This window comes from Oscillospiraceae bacterium (assembly GCA_035380125.1).
In the GTDB taxonomy this organism is placed as follows: Bacteria; Bacillota; Clostridia; order Oscillospirales; family JAKOTC01; genus DAOPZJ01.
In genome coordinates this window covers 71857-89973 of sequence record DAOSWV010000002.1, presented here as the reverse complement: position 1 = coordinate 89973, position 18117 = coordinate 71857, and the positions used below count along the sequence as shown (strand labels likewise).

At 48.9% G+C, this 18117-nt stretch carries 15 protein-coding genes; 10 read left to right on the top strand and 5 right to left on the bottom strand.

Annotated features, from left to right (window positions below; translation table 11 throughout):
• Positions 1 to 349 precede the first annotated feature (349 nt).
• Positions 350 to 2005, bottom strand: coding sequence for a ribonuclease Y (rny, locus tag PK629_01020; GenBank protein HOP10052.1), 1656 nt, complete (start codon positions 2003 to 2005; stop codon positions 350 to 352).
• A 366-nt stretch (positions 2006 to 2371) separates the two neighbouring features.
• Here rny and rplM point away from each other — a divergent pair, with 366 nt between their 5' ends.
• The 6 genes from rplM to PK629_00990 all read left to right on the top strand — a co-directional run bounded on the left by rplM (position 2372) and on the right by PK629_00990 (position 6484).
• Positions 2372 to 2806 (top strand): 50S ribosomal protein L13, encoded by a 435-nt coding sequence (gene rplM, locus PK629_01015; protein HOP10051.1) that lies wholly within the window; start codon positions 2372 to 2374, stop codon positions 2804 to 2806.
• Between the two features lie 14 nt (positions 2807 to 2820).
• Positions 2821 to 3219 carry a 30S ribosomal protein S9 gene (rpsI, locus tag PK629_01010; protein ID HOP10050.1) on the top strand — a complete coding sequence of 133 codons (399 nt, stop codon included), beginning with the start codon at positions 2821 to 2823 and terminating at the stop codon, positions 3217 to 3219.
• A gap of 72 nt (positions 3220 to 3291) precedes the next feature.
• Complete coding sequence (locus PK629_01005) at positions 3292 to 4074, top strand: sulfotransferase family 2 domain-containing protein (protein ID HOP10049.1); 783 nt, start codon at positions 3292 to 3294, stop codon at positions 4072 to 4074.
• A 14-nt stretch (positions 4075 to 4088) separates the two neighbouring features.
• Entirely contained in the window at positions 4089 to 4862 is a 774-nt protein-coding gene (locus tag PK629_01000) for a sulfotransferase family 2 domain-containing protein (GenBank protein HOP10048.1), read from the top strand.
• 27 nt (positions 4863 to 4889) lie between these two features.
• The gene (locus PK629_00995; protein ID HOP10047.1) at positions 4890 to 5675 is read left to right on the top strand and encodes a sulfotransferase family 2 domain-containing protein; all 786 of its coding nucleotides are present in this window, start codon (positions 4890 to 4892) and stop codon (positions 5673 to 5675) included.
• A gap of 35 nt (positions 5676 to 5710) precedes the next feature.
• Positions 5711 to 6484 carry a sulfotransferase family 2 domain-containing protein gene (locus PK629_00990; protein ID HOP10046.1) on the top strand — a complete coding sequence of 258 codons (774 nt, stop codon included), beginning with the start codon at positions 5711 to 5713 and terminating at the stop codon, positions 6482 to 6484.
• A gap of 32 nt (positions 6485 to 6516) precedes the next feature.
• Here PK629_00990 and PK629_00985 read toward each other — a convergent pair whose 3' ends face one another.
• From PK629_00985 to PK629_00970, 4 genes are all read right to left on the bottom strand, one after another.
• Positions 6517 to 8508: a S41 family peptidase gene (locus PK629_00985; GenBank protein ID HOP10045.1), complete on the bottom strand. Its 1992-nt coding sequence runs from the start codon at positions 8506 to 8508 to the stop codon at positions 6517 to 6519.
• 397 nt (positions 8509 to 8905) lie between these two features.
• Positions 8906 to 11539, bottom strand: a complete 2634-nt coding sequence (ppdK, locus tag PK629_00980; protein HOP10044.1) for a pyruvate, phosphate dikinase — start codon at positions 11537 to 11539, stop codon at positions 8906 to 8908.
• A gap of 419 nt (positions 11540 to 11958) precedes the next feature.
• Entirely contained in the window at positions 11959 to 12540 is a 582-nt protein-coding gene (locus PK629_00975; protein HOP10043.1) for a methyltransferase, read from the bottom strand.
• On the bottom strand, positions 12537 to 13730 hold the full coding sequence (locus PK629_00970) for a trehalase family glycosidase (protein HOP10042.1): 1194 nt from the start codon (positions 13728 to 13730) through the stop codon (positions 12537 to 12539). Before PK629_00970 ends, PK629_00975 begins: the two co-directional genes overlap by 4 nt.
• 192 nt (positions 13731 to 13922) lie before the next feature.
• On the opposite strand from PK629_00970, the gene PK629_00965 reads away from it, so the two are divergent.
• The 4 genes from PK629_00965 to PK629_00950 all read left to right on the top strand — a co-directional run bounded on the left by PK629_00965 (position 13923) and on the right by PK629_00950 (position 17858).
• Positions 13923 to 14606, top strand: a complete 684-nt coding sequence (locus PK629_00965; GenBank protein ID HOP10041.1) for a hypothetical protein — start codon at positions 13923 to 13925, stop codon at positions 14604 to 14606.
• Positions 14603 to 15226 (top strand): JAB domain-containing protein, encoded by a 624-nt coding sequence (locus PK629_00960; protein ID HOP10040.1) that lies wholly within the window; start codon positions 14603 to 14605, stop codon positions 15224 to 15226. The genes PK629_00965 and PK629_00960 overlap by 4 nt, the downstream gene beginning before the upstream one ends.
• Positions 15216 to 17207, top strand: coding sequence for an excinuclease ABC subunit UvrB (uvrB, locus tag PK629_00955; GenBank protein HOP10039.1), 1992 nt, complete (start codon positions 15216 to 15218; stop codon positions 17205 to 17207). The genes PK629_00960 and uvrB overlap by 11 nt, the downstream gene beginning before the upstream one ends.
• A gap of 171 nt (positions 17208 to 17378) precedes the next feature.
• Positions 17379 to 17858: a hypothetical protein gene (locus PK629_00950; protein HOP10038.1), complete on the top strand. Its 480-nt coding sequence runs from the start codon at positions 17379 to 17381 to the stop codon at positions 17856 to 17858.
• Positions 17859 to 18117: the final 259 nt, after the last annotated feature.

Here is an 18117-nt window from a genome sequence, read left to right as displayed (position 1 = left end):
GTGCGCTTTGCGGGATACCAGCATATCCCCGGCAACTGACGTATGCCCACACGTCGCAAACTACTTAGTAAATCGTCAGATTTACTTTAAATCGACAGATTCGTTTTTCGCCTGCGCCCTCAGCGGTCCATTTGATGACTTGTTTTCCGCCCGAATTCCACCATCTCGGGCTCTCTGTGGGATCATGATCACCGTTATCTCCGCTTCAGCGGTTTGGTTCACAACCATTATTAAGTTTGGCTTATAATAGCATAAACCGTTTTCTCTTGTCAAGTGTTAATTTTGTAAAAATCCAAAACAAAAACGCCGAGATCCGAATTAACGGTTCTCGGCGTTTGATTTGTGTGATTTACTTCGCGAACTCGATCGCGCGGTTTTCGCGGATGACGTGCACCTTGATCTGGCCGGGATAATCCATCTCGTCCTCGATGCGTTTGACGATGTCGTGCGCCATGACGGTGATGGTGTCGTCGTTGACCAGTTCGGGCTTGACCATGATGCGGATCTCGCGTCCGGCTTGCATGGCGAAGGACTTCTCGACGCCGTCAAAGCTGTTGGCGATATTCTCGAGTTGTTCAAGCCGCTTGATGTAGGTCTGGATGTTTTCGCGTCTTGCGCCCGGCCTTGCGGCGGAAACCGCGTCGGCTGCCGCAACCAGCACCGAGATGATGCCCGTCGGCTCGACGTCGCCGTGATGGGATTCGATCGAGTTGATGACGATCTCGTTCTCACGGTATTTTCTGGCCAGTTCCGCACCGATGGAGACATGCGACCCCTCGGTTTCGTGGTCGATGGCCTTGCCGATGTCGTGCAGTAATCCCGCGCGGCGTGCCATAACCGGATCGACGCCGATTTCGGCGGCCATGAGTCCGGCGATAAACGCGACCTCTGTGGAATGTTCAAGCGCATTCTGCCCGTAACTTGTGCGGTAGCGCAGGCGTCCGAGAACTCTGACCAGATCGGGGTTGATGCCGTGAATGCCGACCGAGAGCGCGGCGCGTTCGCCGGCCTCTTTGATCGTGGCCTCGACCTCGTTGCGGGTCTTTTCGACAATCTCCTCGATGCGTGCCGGGTGGATACGTCCGTCGCAGACCAGTTTTTCAAGGGCTTGACGGGCAATTTCGCGGCGCACCGGGTCGAAGGATGAAATCGTGATGGCCTCGGGCGTGTCGTCAATGATCAGATCCACGCCGGTCATGGTCTCGATGGTACGAATGTTCCGACCCTCGCGGCCGATGATGCGGCCTTTCATCTCGTCGTTCGGCAGCGGGACAACCGATACCGTAACCTCGGAGACGTGTTCTGCGGCATAACGCTGAATGGCCGTGGTCAGAATCTCCTTGGCGGCGGATTCGGACTCCTCTTTCAGATTGTTTTCATAAGCTTTCAGCCGCAGTGCTTTGTCGTGAACAAGTTCTGCGTCCACCATATCCAACAGATACTTCTTAGCTTGTTCGGCGGTGTAGCCGGACATTTCCTCAAGCAGCTTCTGCTGATCCTGGCGGAGCTTTTCGGCTTCGGCGTTTTTGGCCTCGGCCTGCTTAATTCTGTCGTTGAGGGATTCTTCTTTTTTGTCGACGTTCTCGAGCTTACGATCGAGGGCCTCTTCCTTTTGAAGCAGCCGCTGTTCGGCAAATTGAACTTCCTTGCGGCGTTCTTTGAGTTCCTTGTCAGCCTCGGAACGAAGATGAAAAATCTCATCCTTAGCCTCGATCATCATTTCTTTTTTCCGGCTTTCGGCATTGCGAAGCGCTTCATTCTGCAACTTCGCGGCCTCTTTGTTGGCGTTGCGGATGATCTCGCCCGCCTTGCTTTCACTTTCGGCGATACGCATATTAGCCGCTTCCAGGGCCGCGGCATTTTTGGCCTCTTCTCTCTTGTGCTTACTCTCGGAAATCAGATATCCGACGAGTATTGCCAGGACAATTACCACTACGCATATCACAATCGCCCAAACGGGCTGTTGATCAAGCAATGCGCCGATTACGGCACTAAACAGTTTCAAAAACTGCACCTCCTGTATGTCAAACCCGTGCATTTGGCGCTGGAAATGAAATGCGTAATTCAGCTAAACACGCATACAAGCTTCACAACCGGCGAAGTACACGAATATTCTTACAAATTTTACACCTCCGTCACATAATTGTCAAGAGCCGCAGATCGTTTTTTGCAAATTTATAAAAATTCGGAATGAGATATTCAAAGATAAATTGACATAAATCAAGTTAAATCGATTATTAAAACCGTGTTTTAAAATAATCCCCAAAATCCCTTGACATCGATTTTTGGCTGCATTATAATAATCAGGCTAAGCGTAAACCCGCTCACGGGGTTTTGCAAAAGGCGATATTTTAACGGAGGAATCTGATTTATGTCCACATTTATGCCAAAGGGCAACGAACTTGCCCGCGAGTGGTATGTGATAGATGCAGCCGGGAAACCGCTGGGCAGAATTGCGGCACAGGCTGCCGCTGTCCTGCGCGGAAAACACAAAGTCATCTTCACACCCCATGTCGACTGCGGCGACAATGTCATCATCGTCAACGCTGCCAAAGCGGTTCTGACCGGCAATAAAGCCGAGAAGAAGTATTATCAGTATCACACCGGCTATATCGGTCATCTCAAGTCCATCCAATACAAGACCATGATGAACAACGATCCCGAAAAAGCCATGTATCTGGCGATCAAGCGCATGTTGCCTGCCAATTCCATCGGCAGAAACAGCTTGTCCCGCCTGAAGGTCTATGCCGGCGCCGAGCACAAACACGAGGCTCAGAAGCCCAAGACCCTCGCGTATCAGGACTAAGGAGGACACTTTAAATGTACGATACAGTTCCCTATTTCTACGGCACGGGCAGAAGAAAAAGCTCAGTCGCCAGAGTCCGCCTCTATCCGGGCAGCGGCAACATCACGATCAACGACCGCACCATCGACGACTATTTCGGCCTCGACACCCTCAAGCTGTTGGTGCGTCAGCCGCTGGTGCTGACCGAAACCTCCGCGAAGTTCGACATCGTCTGCAATGTCGACGGCGGCGGCGTCTCCGGTCAGGCGGGTGCCATCCGCCACGGCATTTCGCGCGCACTGCTGAAGTTTGACGAAAACCTCCGCCTGCCGCTGAAAAAAGCCGGGTTCCTCACACGTGACCCGAGAATGGTCGAGCGCAAGAAGTACGGTCTCAAAAAGGCCCGTCGCGCGCCGCAGTTCTCAAAGAGATAACAACAAAACAAAAAGAGGGGACTGCCATGTCCCCTCTTTCATTTTCAAATATTTGTCGAAATAGGAGGAAATATGGGGACATTTCGGGAAAGGATTAAGCGTTGGGATTTTGCAATCACTGCATACGTCTTTATGATGTCGGCAATTCATTTGATTCGATTCGGCTTTGTCGATCCGCCCGAATATATTGAAGTTCCCGAAAAACAAAGCGCTTATATCAATATTCCGAAAGCGGCTTGTTCCTCTTTTAAAGCCAGTATTACCAACCGGAACTTTCCGGATGACTATTCGGTACACACGGCGATAGGCGGAAAATTTCGATTTCCCCGTCTGAATTCCGATTACTTTGTATTTTCATTTGTGCGCAACCCTTTTGATCGGTTGGCCTCTTGTTATGAAAGTAAATTTCACCGTGACGCAGCCATCAAAAAACCATATCTAACTTATAAGCACTACTTATTGGGCATTATTTCTAAAGATCTGGGATTTGAACACTTCATCAAAGCGATTTGCCGAATTCCGGGGTGTCTCGCTGAAAAACACTTTCGATCTCAGCATTCTTCCCTATACCGCCATGGCAAATGCGTTGCAGACTTCATAGGCAAATTCGAAAACCTCGAAACCGATTATGAACCGATTCGCCAAAAGTACGGCTTTGCCCCGTTGAAACATTACAACAAAACCGATAAAGGCAACTGGATGGATTATTACACGCCCAAAACCGCCAAAATGGTCTATCGCAAATACCGAAAAGATTTCGAAACTTTCGGTTATCAAGATGAATATGAAAAACTTTTAAAATATCTTGCAGCAAAAGAAGAAAAATCGGTACACCCAATTCTAAATAACACTTAAAACAAGGAGAAAAAATGGGGAAACTTCGTAAAAAGGTCGGCGCTTTTCTCGAACGCTGGGGGCTTGTCTCGCAGAGTTATACCGCAATCAACGAAATCAAAAACCTAGTGAAGTTTGGATTTTTTCATCCCCCGACCTATCTGGAAATCCCGGATAAAAAAGTTACTTACTGTATTATGCCGAAAGTTGCCTGCTCCTCTATTAAGGCAAGCTTATATCTTCAAAATTTCAAAGACGATTATTCCGTTCATCGGGAGATACCCGGGGAACCAAAACTGTTAAAAGACGATCCCGAATATTTCAAATTCTCTTTTGTCCGCAATCCCTTTGACCGGCTGGTTTCCTGCTATGAAAGTAAATATCACCGTGATGTCGAAATCAAGATGGACGTCTTGGATTTTCGCTTCTATCTCCTTGGTTCACTCGCAAAAGACCGCGGGTTCAATCGGTTTATTAAATCCGTCTGCATCATTCCGAAAAGGTTCGCCAACATGCATTTCCGTTCTCAATACCTCACTATTTACCGTCATGGCAAATGCATGATGGATTTTGTCGGCAAATTCGAAAACCTCGAAATCGATTACGAACCGATCCGTGCGAAATATGGCTTTGATCCCTTAAGGCATTATAATAAGAGCAACAGAAGCAATTGGATGGATTATTACACGCCCAAAACCGCGAAAATGGTCTACCGTAAATTCAAAAAAGACTTTGAAATCTTCGGGTACCAAGATGAATATGAAAAACTTTTAAAATATCTCGCGGAAAAAGAGCAGAATATATCTTGACCATCGTTATTAAATCAAGGAGGAAAAATGGGGATCTATCGTGAAAAAGTTGTGCCTTTCTTCTCGCAGTGGGATTTTATGATAACTATATACCTCTTTGCCAAGGGGCTGTTCAACCTGATAAAACACGGTCTCTTTTATCCGATCGGCCATATTGATATGCCCGAAAAAGAAATCACCTATATCTCCGTGCCGAAAGCTGCCTGTTCCTCGATTAAAGCCAGCATGGCCAACCGAAAATTCAATGACGATTATTCGGTTCATTCTGTATTGCGGGACAAATACGAAACGGCGAATACCCACCGGAAATATTTCATTTTTTCATTCGTCCGCAATCCTTTTGATCGATTGGTCTCCTGTTATGAGAGCAAATATCATCATGATCCTAAAACCACCAAATCCGGCAAACCGCAACATCTCGTCTACGACTACTACTTACTCGGATTCCTCTCAAAAGACAAAGGGTTCGATCATTTTGTAAAAAGGGTGTGTATGATTCCAAAACGCTTTGCGGAAGAGCATTTCCGTTCTCAATATCTGACCCTATATCGGAACGGAAAATGTATAGCGGATTTCGTAGGCAAATTCGAAAACCTCGAAACCGATTACGAACCGATCCGCCAAAAATACGGCTTCTCGCCTTTAGCGCATTACAACAAAACCGATAAAGGCAACTGGATGGATTATTACACACTCAAAACCGCAGAAATGATCTATCGCAAATACCGAAGGGATATAGAGACTTTCGGCTATCAAGATGAATATGAAAAACTTTTAAAATATCTTGCGGCAAAAGAAGAAAAATCAGTATAACCGATTCAGACTAAAACTGAGAACAAGGAGGAAAAATGGGGAAACTTCGTAAAAAAATCGGCGCTTTTCTGGAGCGCTGGGGACTTGTTTCACTGGGCTACACCTTTTTCAACGAGATAAAATATCTGATCCGATTCGGCTCTTCATATCCGACGCGATATCTTGATATACCGGAGAAGAAACTGACCTTTATTTCCATACCCAAAACCGCTTGTTCTTCTATAAAGGCAAGCATTGTAAACCGTGATTTCAAAGACGACAATTCGGTACACCGAGCCGCACTTGGACTTCACAGGAATTTTAATCCGCGCTCGGACTATTTTCGTTTTTCATTTGTTCGAAATCCGTTTGATCGGTTGGTTTCCTGCTATGCAAGCAAATACCATCATGATGCAGAAATGGGCAATAAACATCTTGCCTTCGATTTTTATATGCTCCACTTTTTATCGAAAGACAGAGGATTCGAACGATTTGTCAAAATGGTCTGTTTGATTCCGAAGCGCCTGGCGGAAGAACACTTTCGTCCGCAATTTGCGTCTTTATATCGCCATGGCAAATGCATCGCGGACTTTGTAGGTAAATTTGAAAACCTCGAAGCCGATTATGAGCCGATCCGCCAAAAATACGGTTTTGCCCCGTTGAAGCATTATAACCAAAGCGGTAAAGGCAACTGGATGGATTATTACACACCAAAGACCGCGAAAATGGTCTACCGCAAATACCGAAAAGATTTTGAGACCTTCGGGTATCAAGACGAATATACGAAACTGCTCTCATACCTCGCGCAAAAAGAAAAAGGAACGATCTGAAAAATCGCTCCTTTTCCTTTCCCGTTATCAATTCAATACCCGTAAACCTCGGTACGAATTTCTGCGATTTTTTCATCACCGTACAAAGTCAATGACGTCCCTTTTTTCAACGTATTAAAAATATCGTCGTAAGCCACGATGGAAAGCTCGGTGTATTCCAGGAAATTCTGTAATGTATATTCGTTTTTATCTGAGAGTCCGCTTACCCATGCCAGATAACTCCTGATTCCGGTCTCGGTGATAAAACTCCACGGAATCGCATTTTCAACAGTCGCCCCAAGCGCCTCCATATTCTCAACCGGATCGGTTCCGTAAACCGACCAAAATTCAACATAGGAGAGATTGAATTCGAGGTCGGGTACTTTTGCTTCGTCAAATTCATCACTACCGAAAGCAAAAATCAGCGCAGCTTTGATATCCTCTTCGGTATAGTAATCCGTTGTACCGCCGTAACTCGCCCGACGATGGGTGTCAAACCGCATAACTGCCACGAGTTCTTCGGGCGTCAGATCAAAATCCTGTGCAAAGACCGCAGGCATCATACCGGGATAATCGTCACTTTTATATCGAGAATCAATCCATTTCGATACGCACTTTGTGCCAAGATAACCGAAAAATCCGCCGTCCATGCTGTTAGCCCAAGGGTATTTCTCAAAATCAAAGCTTTCAGCCCAACTCTCGGCTCTCTTTCCGCTGAACAACTCAAACGTCTGCGGCGAAGGGGTTTCGGTCTCACCGGAAATCAATTTTCTGACAACCGCAAGTTCAGGATCGACACCGTTGAAATAATCCCCGAAGGTATGTTCGGCAACGATATCGGGCATCCCGGATGCAATTTCGGAATCTGCCAGAATCTGAAACCACTTGGTCGAGCACCCGATGTATACACCGCTGTTATCAAGTCTCACGGTTGCGTCCACACTGCCGTAATGATTGATTCCGCCGCCGGTTGGTTTTCCGATAAACACGGGATTATATGCAGACAGGGAGATTACAGCCCATACGCCCGATGAGAAGGTCATCTCACCGATGAGCACATACAAGTTTCCGCCAGACTTCACAAAATCATCGGCAAATTCGCACAGCGGATCAATGACGTTGGAACTTCCGCCGGTGTTATAACGCAGGTCGATAACAAGATTCCGATAATTTTTTTCTGCTTGTTTTACTTCCAATTTAGAAACGAAATTTGTCATATTGTATGTCGTACTGTTTTTACAGACGTTATACTGCACAAACAGCAGGTCGTCGTATTCGATATACCGATAATATTCATTGTTGATCCCGGTCTCGATCTCCGTATATCCGTCCATCGTTGACAAAGTGACATAAGTCAGATTGTAAATATCGAGATGGGGCTTTGCGGTATATTGCACCTTTTTTGTTTTTCCGTCCTTTGACAGCGTCAATGTGACCGTTTCGGTATTGACGACGCCGCACAAATATAGAATATCCCAGTTGTTAATACTAGAAGATAGCTTATATTGCATCCAAGACTCGGTCTCGGTTGAGATATAAGGTTTTAGCTTCTCGGTGATCTGTTCTCTGTTAAACCCATTGATTTTATCGATTCTCCAGCCGAGGCACTCTTTATGATCGATATCGGTTCTTACAATATACCATCCGTCGTCGAAGCTCTTGACTTCATAGGAGATCTCCCGGCGGTAACCTTTGTATATACTCTCAAGGGCTGCTGAAGTGTGGGCATCGCCGATCAAAGCCGCCAGTCTTACGATTTCATATTCAAACTGTGTACGCGTCATACCATCGAGTTTTTCTTCAAGTGCTTCAATCTCAGCATGAAAATCGTCTCTTGAAATACGGTGCCAGGCATCGATATGATTATAATCAAGCCATTGCTCAAGATAGTCGAGATCCTGTCTCATCTGTTCAACGGTCAGTTCATTATCCGTGTCAAACTGTGTTGCCGGCAGTGCTTGGATTGTCGTTGTTTCACATCCCGCGGAAAACAGCAATACCAGTGCCATCGCTGCCGCAATAAAACCCAACATTCTCTTTTTCATAATATCCTCCGGTTCCATTTCGATAATGCGTTTCTCTGCATTATCGTGTTTAACATGGTTATATCACAATTTCCACATCCTGTCAATATGACTCAGATATTTTCCGGCAAAAACAAACCCGCCCACGGCTTTCGCCATGGGTGTTATAAACTTGTGAATATAATACATTATGTCAATTCTGAAAGCGTTGCAAGCGACGCATAGCAGAATTTCGGACAGGTTATGTCTTACAGATATGATGTTTTCAGCTTTTATCAGTCAGAGATCCTTCGCTGTGCTCAGGATGACAACCGAATGCTATGATAAAGATCCCGCCCGCGTCTTCGCCGCGGGCGGGATCTTTATATCTTCAAACAAAAATGCCACTGTATACGGGAGAACGCAGTTTGCTCCTACATTATCTGGGGTATTTAATCGCCGCCTGGGCCGCCGCAAGGCGTGCGATCGGCACGCGGTAGGGCGAGCAGGAGACATAATTCAATCCGGTCTTATGACAGAATTCAATCGAACTCGGGTCCCCGCCGTGTTCGCCGCAGATGCCCAGTTTGATGGTCGGGCGAGTCTGTTTGCCGAGTTTAACGGCCATTTCAATCAATTTACCCACGCCATTCTGGTCAAGACGCGCGAACGGATCGGATTCATAGACCTTCTTGGCGTAATAGGCTTCGAGGAATTTCCCCGCGTCGTCGCGGGAGAATCCGAAAGTCATCTGGGTCAGATCGTTGGTTCCGAAGGAGAAAAACTCAGCTTCTTTGGCGATCTCGTCAGCGGTGACGGCAGCCCTCGGGATCTCGATCATCGTACCGACCGAATATTTCATGTCGATACCGGCCTCTTTGATGATCCTGTCTGCGTTCTCGACGACGATTTTTTTCACGAATGCCAGCTCGTTGACGTCGCCGACCAGCGGAATCATAATTTCGGGCACCATTTTCCATTCGGGATGGCGCTTCTGGACATTGATGGCGGCCTCGATGACGGCTTTGGTCTGCATCTCGGCAATCTCGGGGAACGAGACGGCCAGACGGCAGCCGCGGTGACCCATCATCGGGTTGAACTCGTGCAGATCGGAGATGATCTGTTTGAGTGCATCGACCGTCATGTCAAGCTCTTTTGCCAGTATCTCGATATCTTTTTCCTCTGTGGGCAGGAATTCATGCAGCGGCGGATCGAGGTAACGGATGGTCACCGGATAACCCTGCATGGCTTCATAAATGCCCTCGAAGTCGCCGCGCTGCATCGGCAGCAGCTTCTCAAGTGCCTTTTTACGCTGTTCCATGGTCTTTGCGACAATCATTTCACGCATCGCCATGATGCGGTCGCTCTCAAAGAACATATGCTCGGTACGGCAAAGGCCGATGCCCTCTGCGCCGAATTTGACGGCTTGCATGGCATCACGCGGTGTGTCGGCATTGGTCCGGACCTTAAGCTTGCGAATCGCATCGGCCCAGCTCATAAACGTCTGGAAGTCACCGGAGATCGAGGCTTCGACAGTCGGAATCGCCTCGCCGTAAACGTTGCCGGTCGTGCCGTCGAGCGAGATATAATCGCCCTCGTGATATACTTTTTTGCCGTCAACCGTAAAGGTCTTGGCATGTTCGTCAATCTTGATGTCACCGCAGCCCGCGACGCAGCAGGTACCCATACCTCTTGCAACGACTGCCGCATGTGAGGTTCTGCCGCCGCGTACCGTTAAAATACCCTGCGAAGAAGCCATGCCCTCAATATCCTCCGGAGAGGTCTCAAGGCGCACCAAAACGACTTTTTTACCGGCCGCATGTGCCTTAATCGCGTCTTCGGCACTAAAGCAGATCTGTCCGCTGGCGGCGCCCGGAGAGGCATTCAGACCAACGGCAATCGGCGCCGCTTTTTTCAACGCAGCCGTGTCAAACTGCGGGTGCAGTAAAGCGTCAAGCTGTTTGGGCTCGACCTTCATCACGGCCTCTTCCTTGGTCAGCATGCCTTCCGCCACGAGGTCGACCGCGATTTTCAACGCGGCGACGGCGGTACGTTTGCCGTTTCTGGTTTGGAGCATATAAAGCTTCCCGTTTTCGATGGTAAACTCCATATCCTGCATATCGCGGTAATGGTTTTCAAGCTTGTCCGCGATGGCCATAAACTGGTCATAGACCTCGGGCATAATCTCTTTCAACTGGTCGATGGTCTGCGGTGTGCGGATACCCGCGACGACGTCTTCGCCCTGCGCGTTCATCAAAAATTCACCGTAAAATTTCCTCTCGCCGGTGGACGGATTGCGTGTGAATGCAACGCCGGTGCCGGAGGTTGTACCCATGTTGCCGAACACCATCGACTGGACGTTGACAGCGGTACCCCAGGAATAAGGGATGTCGTTTTCCTTGCGGTAATAGATCGCACGGGGGTTGTCCCAGGAGCGGAAAACGGCTTTAACGGCTTCCATCAGTTGAACCTTCGGTTCAGTCGGGAAATCGGAACCGAGTTTTTCTTTATAGTATGCTTTAAATTTGACTACGAGGGTCTTCATATCATCCTCGGTCAAATCGAGGTCGAGTGTAATGCCGCGCTGTTCTTTCAGCGCATCAATAATCTTTTCAAAGTCCTTTTTGGAGAGTTCCATTACAACGTCGGAGAACATTTGAATAAAGCGGCGGTAGCTGTCATAGGCGAAACGGGGGTTTTTTGTGAGTGCGGCCAATCCTTCGACAACCGTGTCGTTCAGGCCGAGATTCAAAATTGTATCCATCATGCCGGGCATGGAGGCGCGGGCGCCGGAGCGCACGGACACAAGCAGGGGGTTTTTAGAATCGCCGAGTTTTTTGCCGCAGATATTTTCCATGGTGGCGAGGTATTCATAAATTTCTTTTTCAATTTCCGGCGCAATTTTCTTGCCGTCTTCATAATACTTCGTGCAGGCCTCGGTGGTGATGGTAAAGCCCTGGGGTACGGGCATACCGAGGTTTGTCATCTCCGCGAGGTTGGCGCCTTTTCCGCCCAAAAGCTCGCGCATTTTTCCGCTCCCCTCAGAGAACAGATAGACAAATTTTTGACTCATTCTTTTACCTCCAAAATTATTGACTCATACGGTCATGTAAATAACCGTATTATTATATCAGGTTTTTTGCCGTTTGAAAAGACTTTTTGTAAAAATTCATACTAATTCACTATGGATTTATATTTATTCATCGCCAATTGACAAACGCCTGCCCCTCATTTTACCGCAAAAAGCGACGCTGCAGGTGAGAACCTGTGGTCATATGCACCGCAATTTCTACAGGTCTCGCTTCCGAACGCGCTTTTCCGAGCATGGTATTACAATTGGAATCCGCACTGCATTCGCGTACAATCTCGTGCTATCCTCATTTTACCGCAAAAAGGGCGGCGCTAATCAGCGCCGCCCCTTTCTTTTATAAATCGCTTTGCAGCCCCATAGTCAGAAGAATCTCATGACCTGAATACCGTTGGATACAAACCTCACTTCACACAACAGAATACAAAAACGCCTTTTTTCTTATAAACCGTCTCGCAGTTGCCGTACACGCTTTTCAATTTTGCCTCGGTGCTCTCGGCCCCATGCTTTTTCAACGTGACGACATAAAACTTCCCGCCGGGATTCAGGTGGTCAATCGACTCCTCGTACATTCGGTAAGTGACCGCTTTCCCCGCATGGATCGGCGGATTGAGCGTAATCGTATCGAAAGTACCGGAAACATTATCAAAGCAGTCGGATTTGACCGCCTTTGCTCCCACGCCGTTTGCTTTTGCATTCTTGATTGTCAATTCGACCGCCGCCCCGTTGACATCGGCCTGCGTCAGTTTCAGTCCATAGGTTTTTGCCAGCACAATTCCGATCACCCCGTAGCCGCAGCCCAAATCGAACAGCGAACCCGACAGCGGCGCAATCGCGTTCAGCAAAATTTCGGTGGCAGGATCAATATGCCCTTTCGAAAACAACCCGGCGTCGGTCGTAAAGGTGAATTTATTTTCCCGGAAATAATAATCGAAATCCACGATTTCGTGTTTCAGGTTCTTGTCCTCGGTAAAATAATGGCTCATTCTCCAATCCCCTTTGCAGTGACGTCGAACGCATCCGAAAGATCGGGGCCGATCTCGGTCGGGTCGAGCGAAAACCGATCCTCAAGCGGCATAAAATAGGCGAGCAACGTCCATCCCCAGAACGGGTTGAGTCCGTTTCCGGTTCTGCTCTCGGTATTAAAATATTCCCTGTCGCCGATTTCCTTCACCATTTGAAAAGTCTTTTCGGCCACTTCCGAAGCCAACGTATGATAGCCGTATTTGTGCAGCCCGTGGAAAACGTAATAGTTCGTCGGCACCCAGGTCTGCGCCCGCCATCCGCAGCCTAGATCTTTCGGCAGTTTTTCCTCGGTGTAGCCGGAGTCGTTCGCCGCCAGCGCGGGAAACGGCAGCGGACGGTAAAACTCGGCGGGGTTGGTCAGATGCTCTTCCACCATTCGCTTGGCCTGCCCCGGTGTGGCGATTCCGGCCCACAAAACCGCGTAAGAAGCGATTGATTTGATTTTGATCTGTTGCCCTGTACGCTGATCCAAATCGTAAAAATACCCGTCCTCTTCATTCCAGCAGTATTGCTGCACCGCCAAAGCAACCCGGTCGGCTGTTGCCGCGAATTCGGCGGCGTCATCGGGATGCCCTTTTATTTCGGCCACACGGGCAAAAGCGCGGCATTCACGCACCAGATAAGCATTCAGATCAACGCCTTCACAGAAGCAGTCATGCCACCAGCCGACCCGTTCATGCTGATTGTCCATGCCGGTATGCGGTCCGCTGTCCCAGACCGAAAGGCCGTTGCGGTTCGGATCACGGTCACACAGCCAGTAATTCAAATACTTTTTCATACGGCTGTAATATTCCGCCGTCAAAAAATCGAGATTTCCGTCTTTGCGGTAAATCAACAGGCAAATCTGCGCCAAAAAGGGCTTGATATGCTCGCTGAGCTGTGCGTCGCACCCTGTCGAACTGCGTTGAATGTGCCCGTTCGGTTTCTGCAGATCGAGAAAAATCTCGACGCCGTTTTTCGGATAACGCGTGTCCCAGCCCAGATAAAGCTGAATAATGCTCTCAAAATACTGATCCCAGTCATAAAGCGTCTCATAGGAATATCCCGTGAAATATTGTTTCCCGGTGGTCTGTTCGGTAAAAATCCCACGCGCCCGCATCACGCGGTCAATGCGCGAAAAATCCGATTGAAGCGATTTAATATCAAACATGTTTATCCTCCGCCGAATGTTAATAAATTCATTATATCAAACGAAAAAATTTGAATCAACACATGTTCCCATATATTTCAGCTATTGTTTAAAAATGTTATTTGAATTATGGTCTAAACCCTTTTCATGTCTTGCGTTATATGGTATAATTATTTATTCCATGTTGATTTTACGGGAGAGGAGGACGAGTCCTTGACGGATACACAAAAATCACCTCACGGCGGACACCGCAAACGTCTGCGCGACCGGTTTCTGCGGCACGGATCGCGAGAATTTTACGACCACGAGCTGCTAGAACTCCTCCTTTTTTACGCCCATAAACGCGTCGACGTCAACCCGACGGCGCATAAACTGATTGAAGCGTCAAACGGATTTGACAAATTGATTTTGGAGGATTCCGAAAGAACCGGAAAAACGGGTGAGCTGCTGCGTTTATGTGCGGCATTCGCCCCCACATACTTCGAAGATAAGTGTGACTGCATCCGGGGCATGCGCAACTTCAACAGCCCGTCACTGGTGCTCCAGTATGCGCCCACCGTCTGCGGCGATCCGAACCTGCTCCGAATCCTGTGCCTTGACGCCAAGATGTCGTTAAAAAACCTCGTCACAGTTCAAAACAACTTCGAAGATAGCGCCGCGTGTTTTCACGATGTTTTTTTGGCAGCCGGCACCTGCGCGGCGGCGCATGTCATAATCATTCTCTCTCACGGTGACGGAAATCCCTCTTATACCCGTTCCGAAATTTTGGCCATCGGCGATTTGCGCACCCGGTTTTCTCACACCTCGGTCCGATTGGCAGATGTAGTTTTATGCTGTGACGGCAGCGCCATCGCCGCCTCCCGGTATCCGCTGCTCTCAGAGGAGGATACCCTATGAACCTTCTGACGAAAGAGCGAACTGATTTTTTGCGCCGCCTGCTCGCTTTCACATCGGCAGACAAAGCGGTATCGGACAACCTTTGTACATCGTTCGGTTCTTTTTCCTCGATTTTTGAGGCGCCGCCCGAAAAACTGATGCGTGTTGCAGGCATGACCGAAGAGAGAGCGGCACTCATCGCCCTTTTACCGGCTATTGTACGCAGAGCGCTCACCGAACGCCATCCCCTGCCAAAACGCATTGACGACCCCGCTTTGGCCGACCACCTCACCGCCCGTTATTTTGCCCTTTCCGAAGAAATGCTGACGGTGATCTTCGCCGACAAGAGCGGTAAAATCCTCGACCTGCGCGAATACGGGGATTTGCACAGCGATACCGTCAGCACACGCATCTCATCAATTGCCGAAACAGCGGTTGCAATCGGCGCAAATCAGTTGATTTGGGCGCATAATCACCCCGGGGGCTTTGCAATCCCGTCGGCAAACGATAACGCGGCGCTCTCAATGATCCTCGCCGCCTGCCGCGACCTCGGCATCACCGTCTACGACCACATCATCATCGCCGACGACGACTATGTCTCCATCAAAGAAAGTGTAAAAGAGCGTACGAATGAAAGATAAGTTCATCCTCAAATCCGAATACAAGCCCACCGGCGACCAGCCGCAGGCCATCGATAAGCTCATCAACGGCGTGTTGGCGGGTAAAAAAGAGCAATGCCTGCTCGGTGTCACCGGCAGCGGCAAAACCTTTACGATGGCCAACGTCATTGCGGCGATCAACCGCCCGACGCTGGTGCTGGCACATAATAAAATTCTGGCCGCGCAGCTCTGTTCGGAGTTTCGGGAGTTCTTTCCCGACAACGCGGTTGAGTTCTTTGTCTCCTACTACGATTATTATCAGCCCGAATCCTATATCCCCTCGACCGACACTTATATCGAAAAGGATTTGAATATCAATACTGAGATTGAAAAACTGCGCCACAGCGCCACAACTTCTCTGTTCGAGCGCCGTGACGTCATCGTGGTCTCGAGTGTCTCGTGCATCTACGGTCTGGGCGATCCGCGCTTTTACGGCGAAATGGTCATCTCTCTGCGTCCGGATATGCAGATGAAGCGCGACGAACTGATCAAAAAGCTCGTCGCCGACCACTACGAACGCAACGACATCGCCTTTGAGCGCAATAAGTTCCGGGTGCGCGGCGACACGGTCGATATCTTCCCGGCGGCCTCGGGCGAAAACGGCATCCGGGTCGAGTTCTTCGGCGATACCATCGAACGGCTGACCGAATTTCAGGCGGTCACCGGTCAGCGCGTCGCCACGCTGTCTCATGTCGCAATCTATCCGGCTTCCCACTATCTGATATCGTCGGATGTCCTCGAGGATTCACTCGCTCGAATCGAAGCCGAGATGATCGAACGCAAAAAATGGTTCACCGACAACGGCAAACTGATCGAAGCCCAGCGCATCGAACAGCGCACCCGTTATGATATGGAAATGCTGCGTGAAGTCGGCTACGTCAAGGGCAGCGAGAACTATTCCCCGATCTTCGAGGGCAGGAATCCCGGCGAACCGCCGTATACGCTGCTGGACTATTTCCCAAAAGACTTCCTGTTCTTCGCCGACGAATCGCATATGTCCCTGCCGCAGGTGCGCGGCATGTACGCAGGCGACCGTGCGCGTAAGACCAACCTGATCGACTACGGATTCCGGTTGCCGTCAGCCTACGACCATCGCCCGCTGATGTTCGATGAGTTTTACAATAAACTCAATCAAGCGGTTTACGTCAGTGCGACGCCCGGCCCGTTCGAACGCGAAAAATGCCCTGAAGTCGTCGAACAGATCATCCGCCCGACCGGTCTGCTCGACCCGAACATCGAAGTCCGCCCGACCGAGGGACAGATCGACGACCTGATCGCTCAGATTCACAAGACCGCCGAAAAAGGCGAACGGGCGCTTGTTTTAACCATGACCAAGAAGATGGCAGAGGATTTGACCGCTTATCTGACCCGAATGGATGTCCGCGTCAAGTACCTGCACTTTGAAATCGACACCATTGAGCGCATGGAACTCATCCGCGATTTCCGTCTGGGCGAGTTCGACGTATTGGTCGGTATCAACCTGATGCGCGAGGGCTTGGACATCCCCGAACTGTCGCTGGTGGCGATCCTCGACGCCGACAAAGAGGGATTTCTGCGCGCGGAGACCTCGTTGATTCAGATCATCGGACGCGCCGCCCGAAACACCGAGGGCAGAGTCATCATGTACGCCGACAACGTCACCCGTTCAATGGAGGCCGCCATCAACGAGACCTATCGCCGCCGCGGCATCCAGACCCGATATAACGAGAGCAACGGCATCACACCGCAGACCATCAAAAAGGGCGTGCGCGGTATTCTCGAGATCAGCCGCACCGAACAGGCCTACAAGCAGGCGGCGGACAAACTGACCGCCAAGGAGCGCCAGAAGGCCGTCGACGAGCTCACCGCCCAGATGAAACAGGCCGCCAAACTGCTCGATTTTGAACACGCCGCCTTCCTGCGCGACAAGATTATCGAACTCCAAAAGCAAGGTGAGGCAGAAACGAAGATGAACAAAAAATGAGTATTTTTTAATGATATATGACATTCTGTTGTCATGTTTTATATGGTTAATTAATAGGGAGCACGTCACGATTGACCGAACGCTTTTGATTGCATCATCCCACCTCTGTAGGGAACGGTCTTGACCGTTCCGAGCGGGTGACAGCCCGCGAATAGATGAAAGGAGGATATCGTGGATTTGCCGAATCGTAAACTTCCACGCCTTCGGGGTTTTGATTATTCCAGCCAAAATTATTATCATGTAACAATATGTACATGCGGTAAGAAACATCTTTTCGGGACGATCGAAGAGTTAAATATTTTCGGAAAGATAGCGCAGCAGGAATTAATTAATATACCATCGCATTTTAAAGGGGTAACCATCGACAAATTCGCGATTATGCCAAATCACATTCATGCAATCATTATTATTGGATGTAACAAGGAAACGGAATGGTCAAGACCATTCCCTACACTACCTGCGATTATTGGCCTTTATAAATCCGGTGTATCTAAAAAAATTCACGAAATCAGGCCGGGAATCGAATTATGGCAAAAATCATTTTACGATGAAATTATTCGGAATGAGCAAGGTTACCGGGAAATATGGGAGTATATTGACGGGAATCCACTTCAATGGCAATTAGACAAATATTACACAAATTCTGTGTAGGGAACGGTCTTGACCGTTCCGATAAACCACGCCCCGTAGGGAACGGTCTTGACCGTTCCGATAAACCACGCCCCGTAGGGAACGGTCTTGACCGTTCCGATAATTATTTAATCAGGAGAACAATTACCGATGAGAAAAAACACCATCTATATCAAGAGGCGCACGCGCCTTTGATTGCAAGGAGAAAATATGCGAAAGAATACAATCTATATCAAGAGGCGCACGCGCCTTTGATTGCAAGGAGAAAATATGCGAAAGA

Bases quoted from the DNA above. Each gene is read 5' to 3' on its own strand.
- PK629_01000 (HOP10048.1), top strand. From the start codon at position 4,089: ATGGGGAAACTTCGTAAAAAGGTCGGCGCTTTTCTCGAACGCTGGGGG.
- uvrB (HOP10039.1), top strand. From the start codon at position 15,216: ATGAAAGATAAGTTCATCCTCAAATCCGAATACAAGCCCACCGGCGAC.
- rpsI (HOP10050.1), top strand. From the start codon at position 2,821: ATGTACGATACAGTTCCCTATTTCTACGGCACGGGCAGAAGAAAAAGC.
- ppdK (HOP10044.1), bottom strand. From the start codon at position 11,539: ATGAGTCAAAAATTTGTCTATCTGTTCTCTGAGGGGAGCGGAAAAATG.
- PK629_00960 (HOP10040.1), top strand. From the start codon at position 14,603: ATGAACCTTCTGACGAAAGAGCGAACTGATTTTTTGCGCCGCCTGCTC.
- PK629_00975 (HOP10043.1), bottom strand. From the start codon at position 12,540: ATGAGCCATTATTTTACCGAGGACAAGAACCTGAAACACGAAATCGTG.
- PK629_00990 (HOP10046.1), top strand. From the start codon at position 5,711: ATGGGGAAACTTCGTAAAAAAATCGGCGCTTTTCTGGAGCGCTGGGGA.
- PK629_00970 (HOP10042.1), bottom strand. From the start codon at position 13,730: ATGTTTGATATTAAATCGCTTCAATCGGATTTTTCGCGCATTGACCGC.
- PK629_01005 (HOP10049.1), top strand. From the start codon at position 3,292: ATGGGGACATTTCGGGAAAGGATTAAGCGTTGGGATTTTGCAATCACT.
- PK629_00985 (HOP10045.1), bottom strand. From the start codon at position 8,508: ATGAAAAAGAGAATGTTGGGTTTTATTGCGGCAGCGATGGCACTGGTA.
- rplM (HOP10051.1), top strand. From the start codon at position 2,372: ATGTCCACATTTATGCCAAAGGGCAACGAACTTGCCCGCGAGTGGTAT.
- PK629_00995 (HOP10047.1), top strand. From the start codon at position 4,890: ATGGGGATCTATCGTGAAAAAGTTGTGCCTTTCTTCTCGCAGTGGGAT.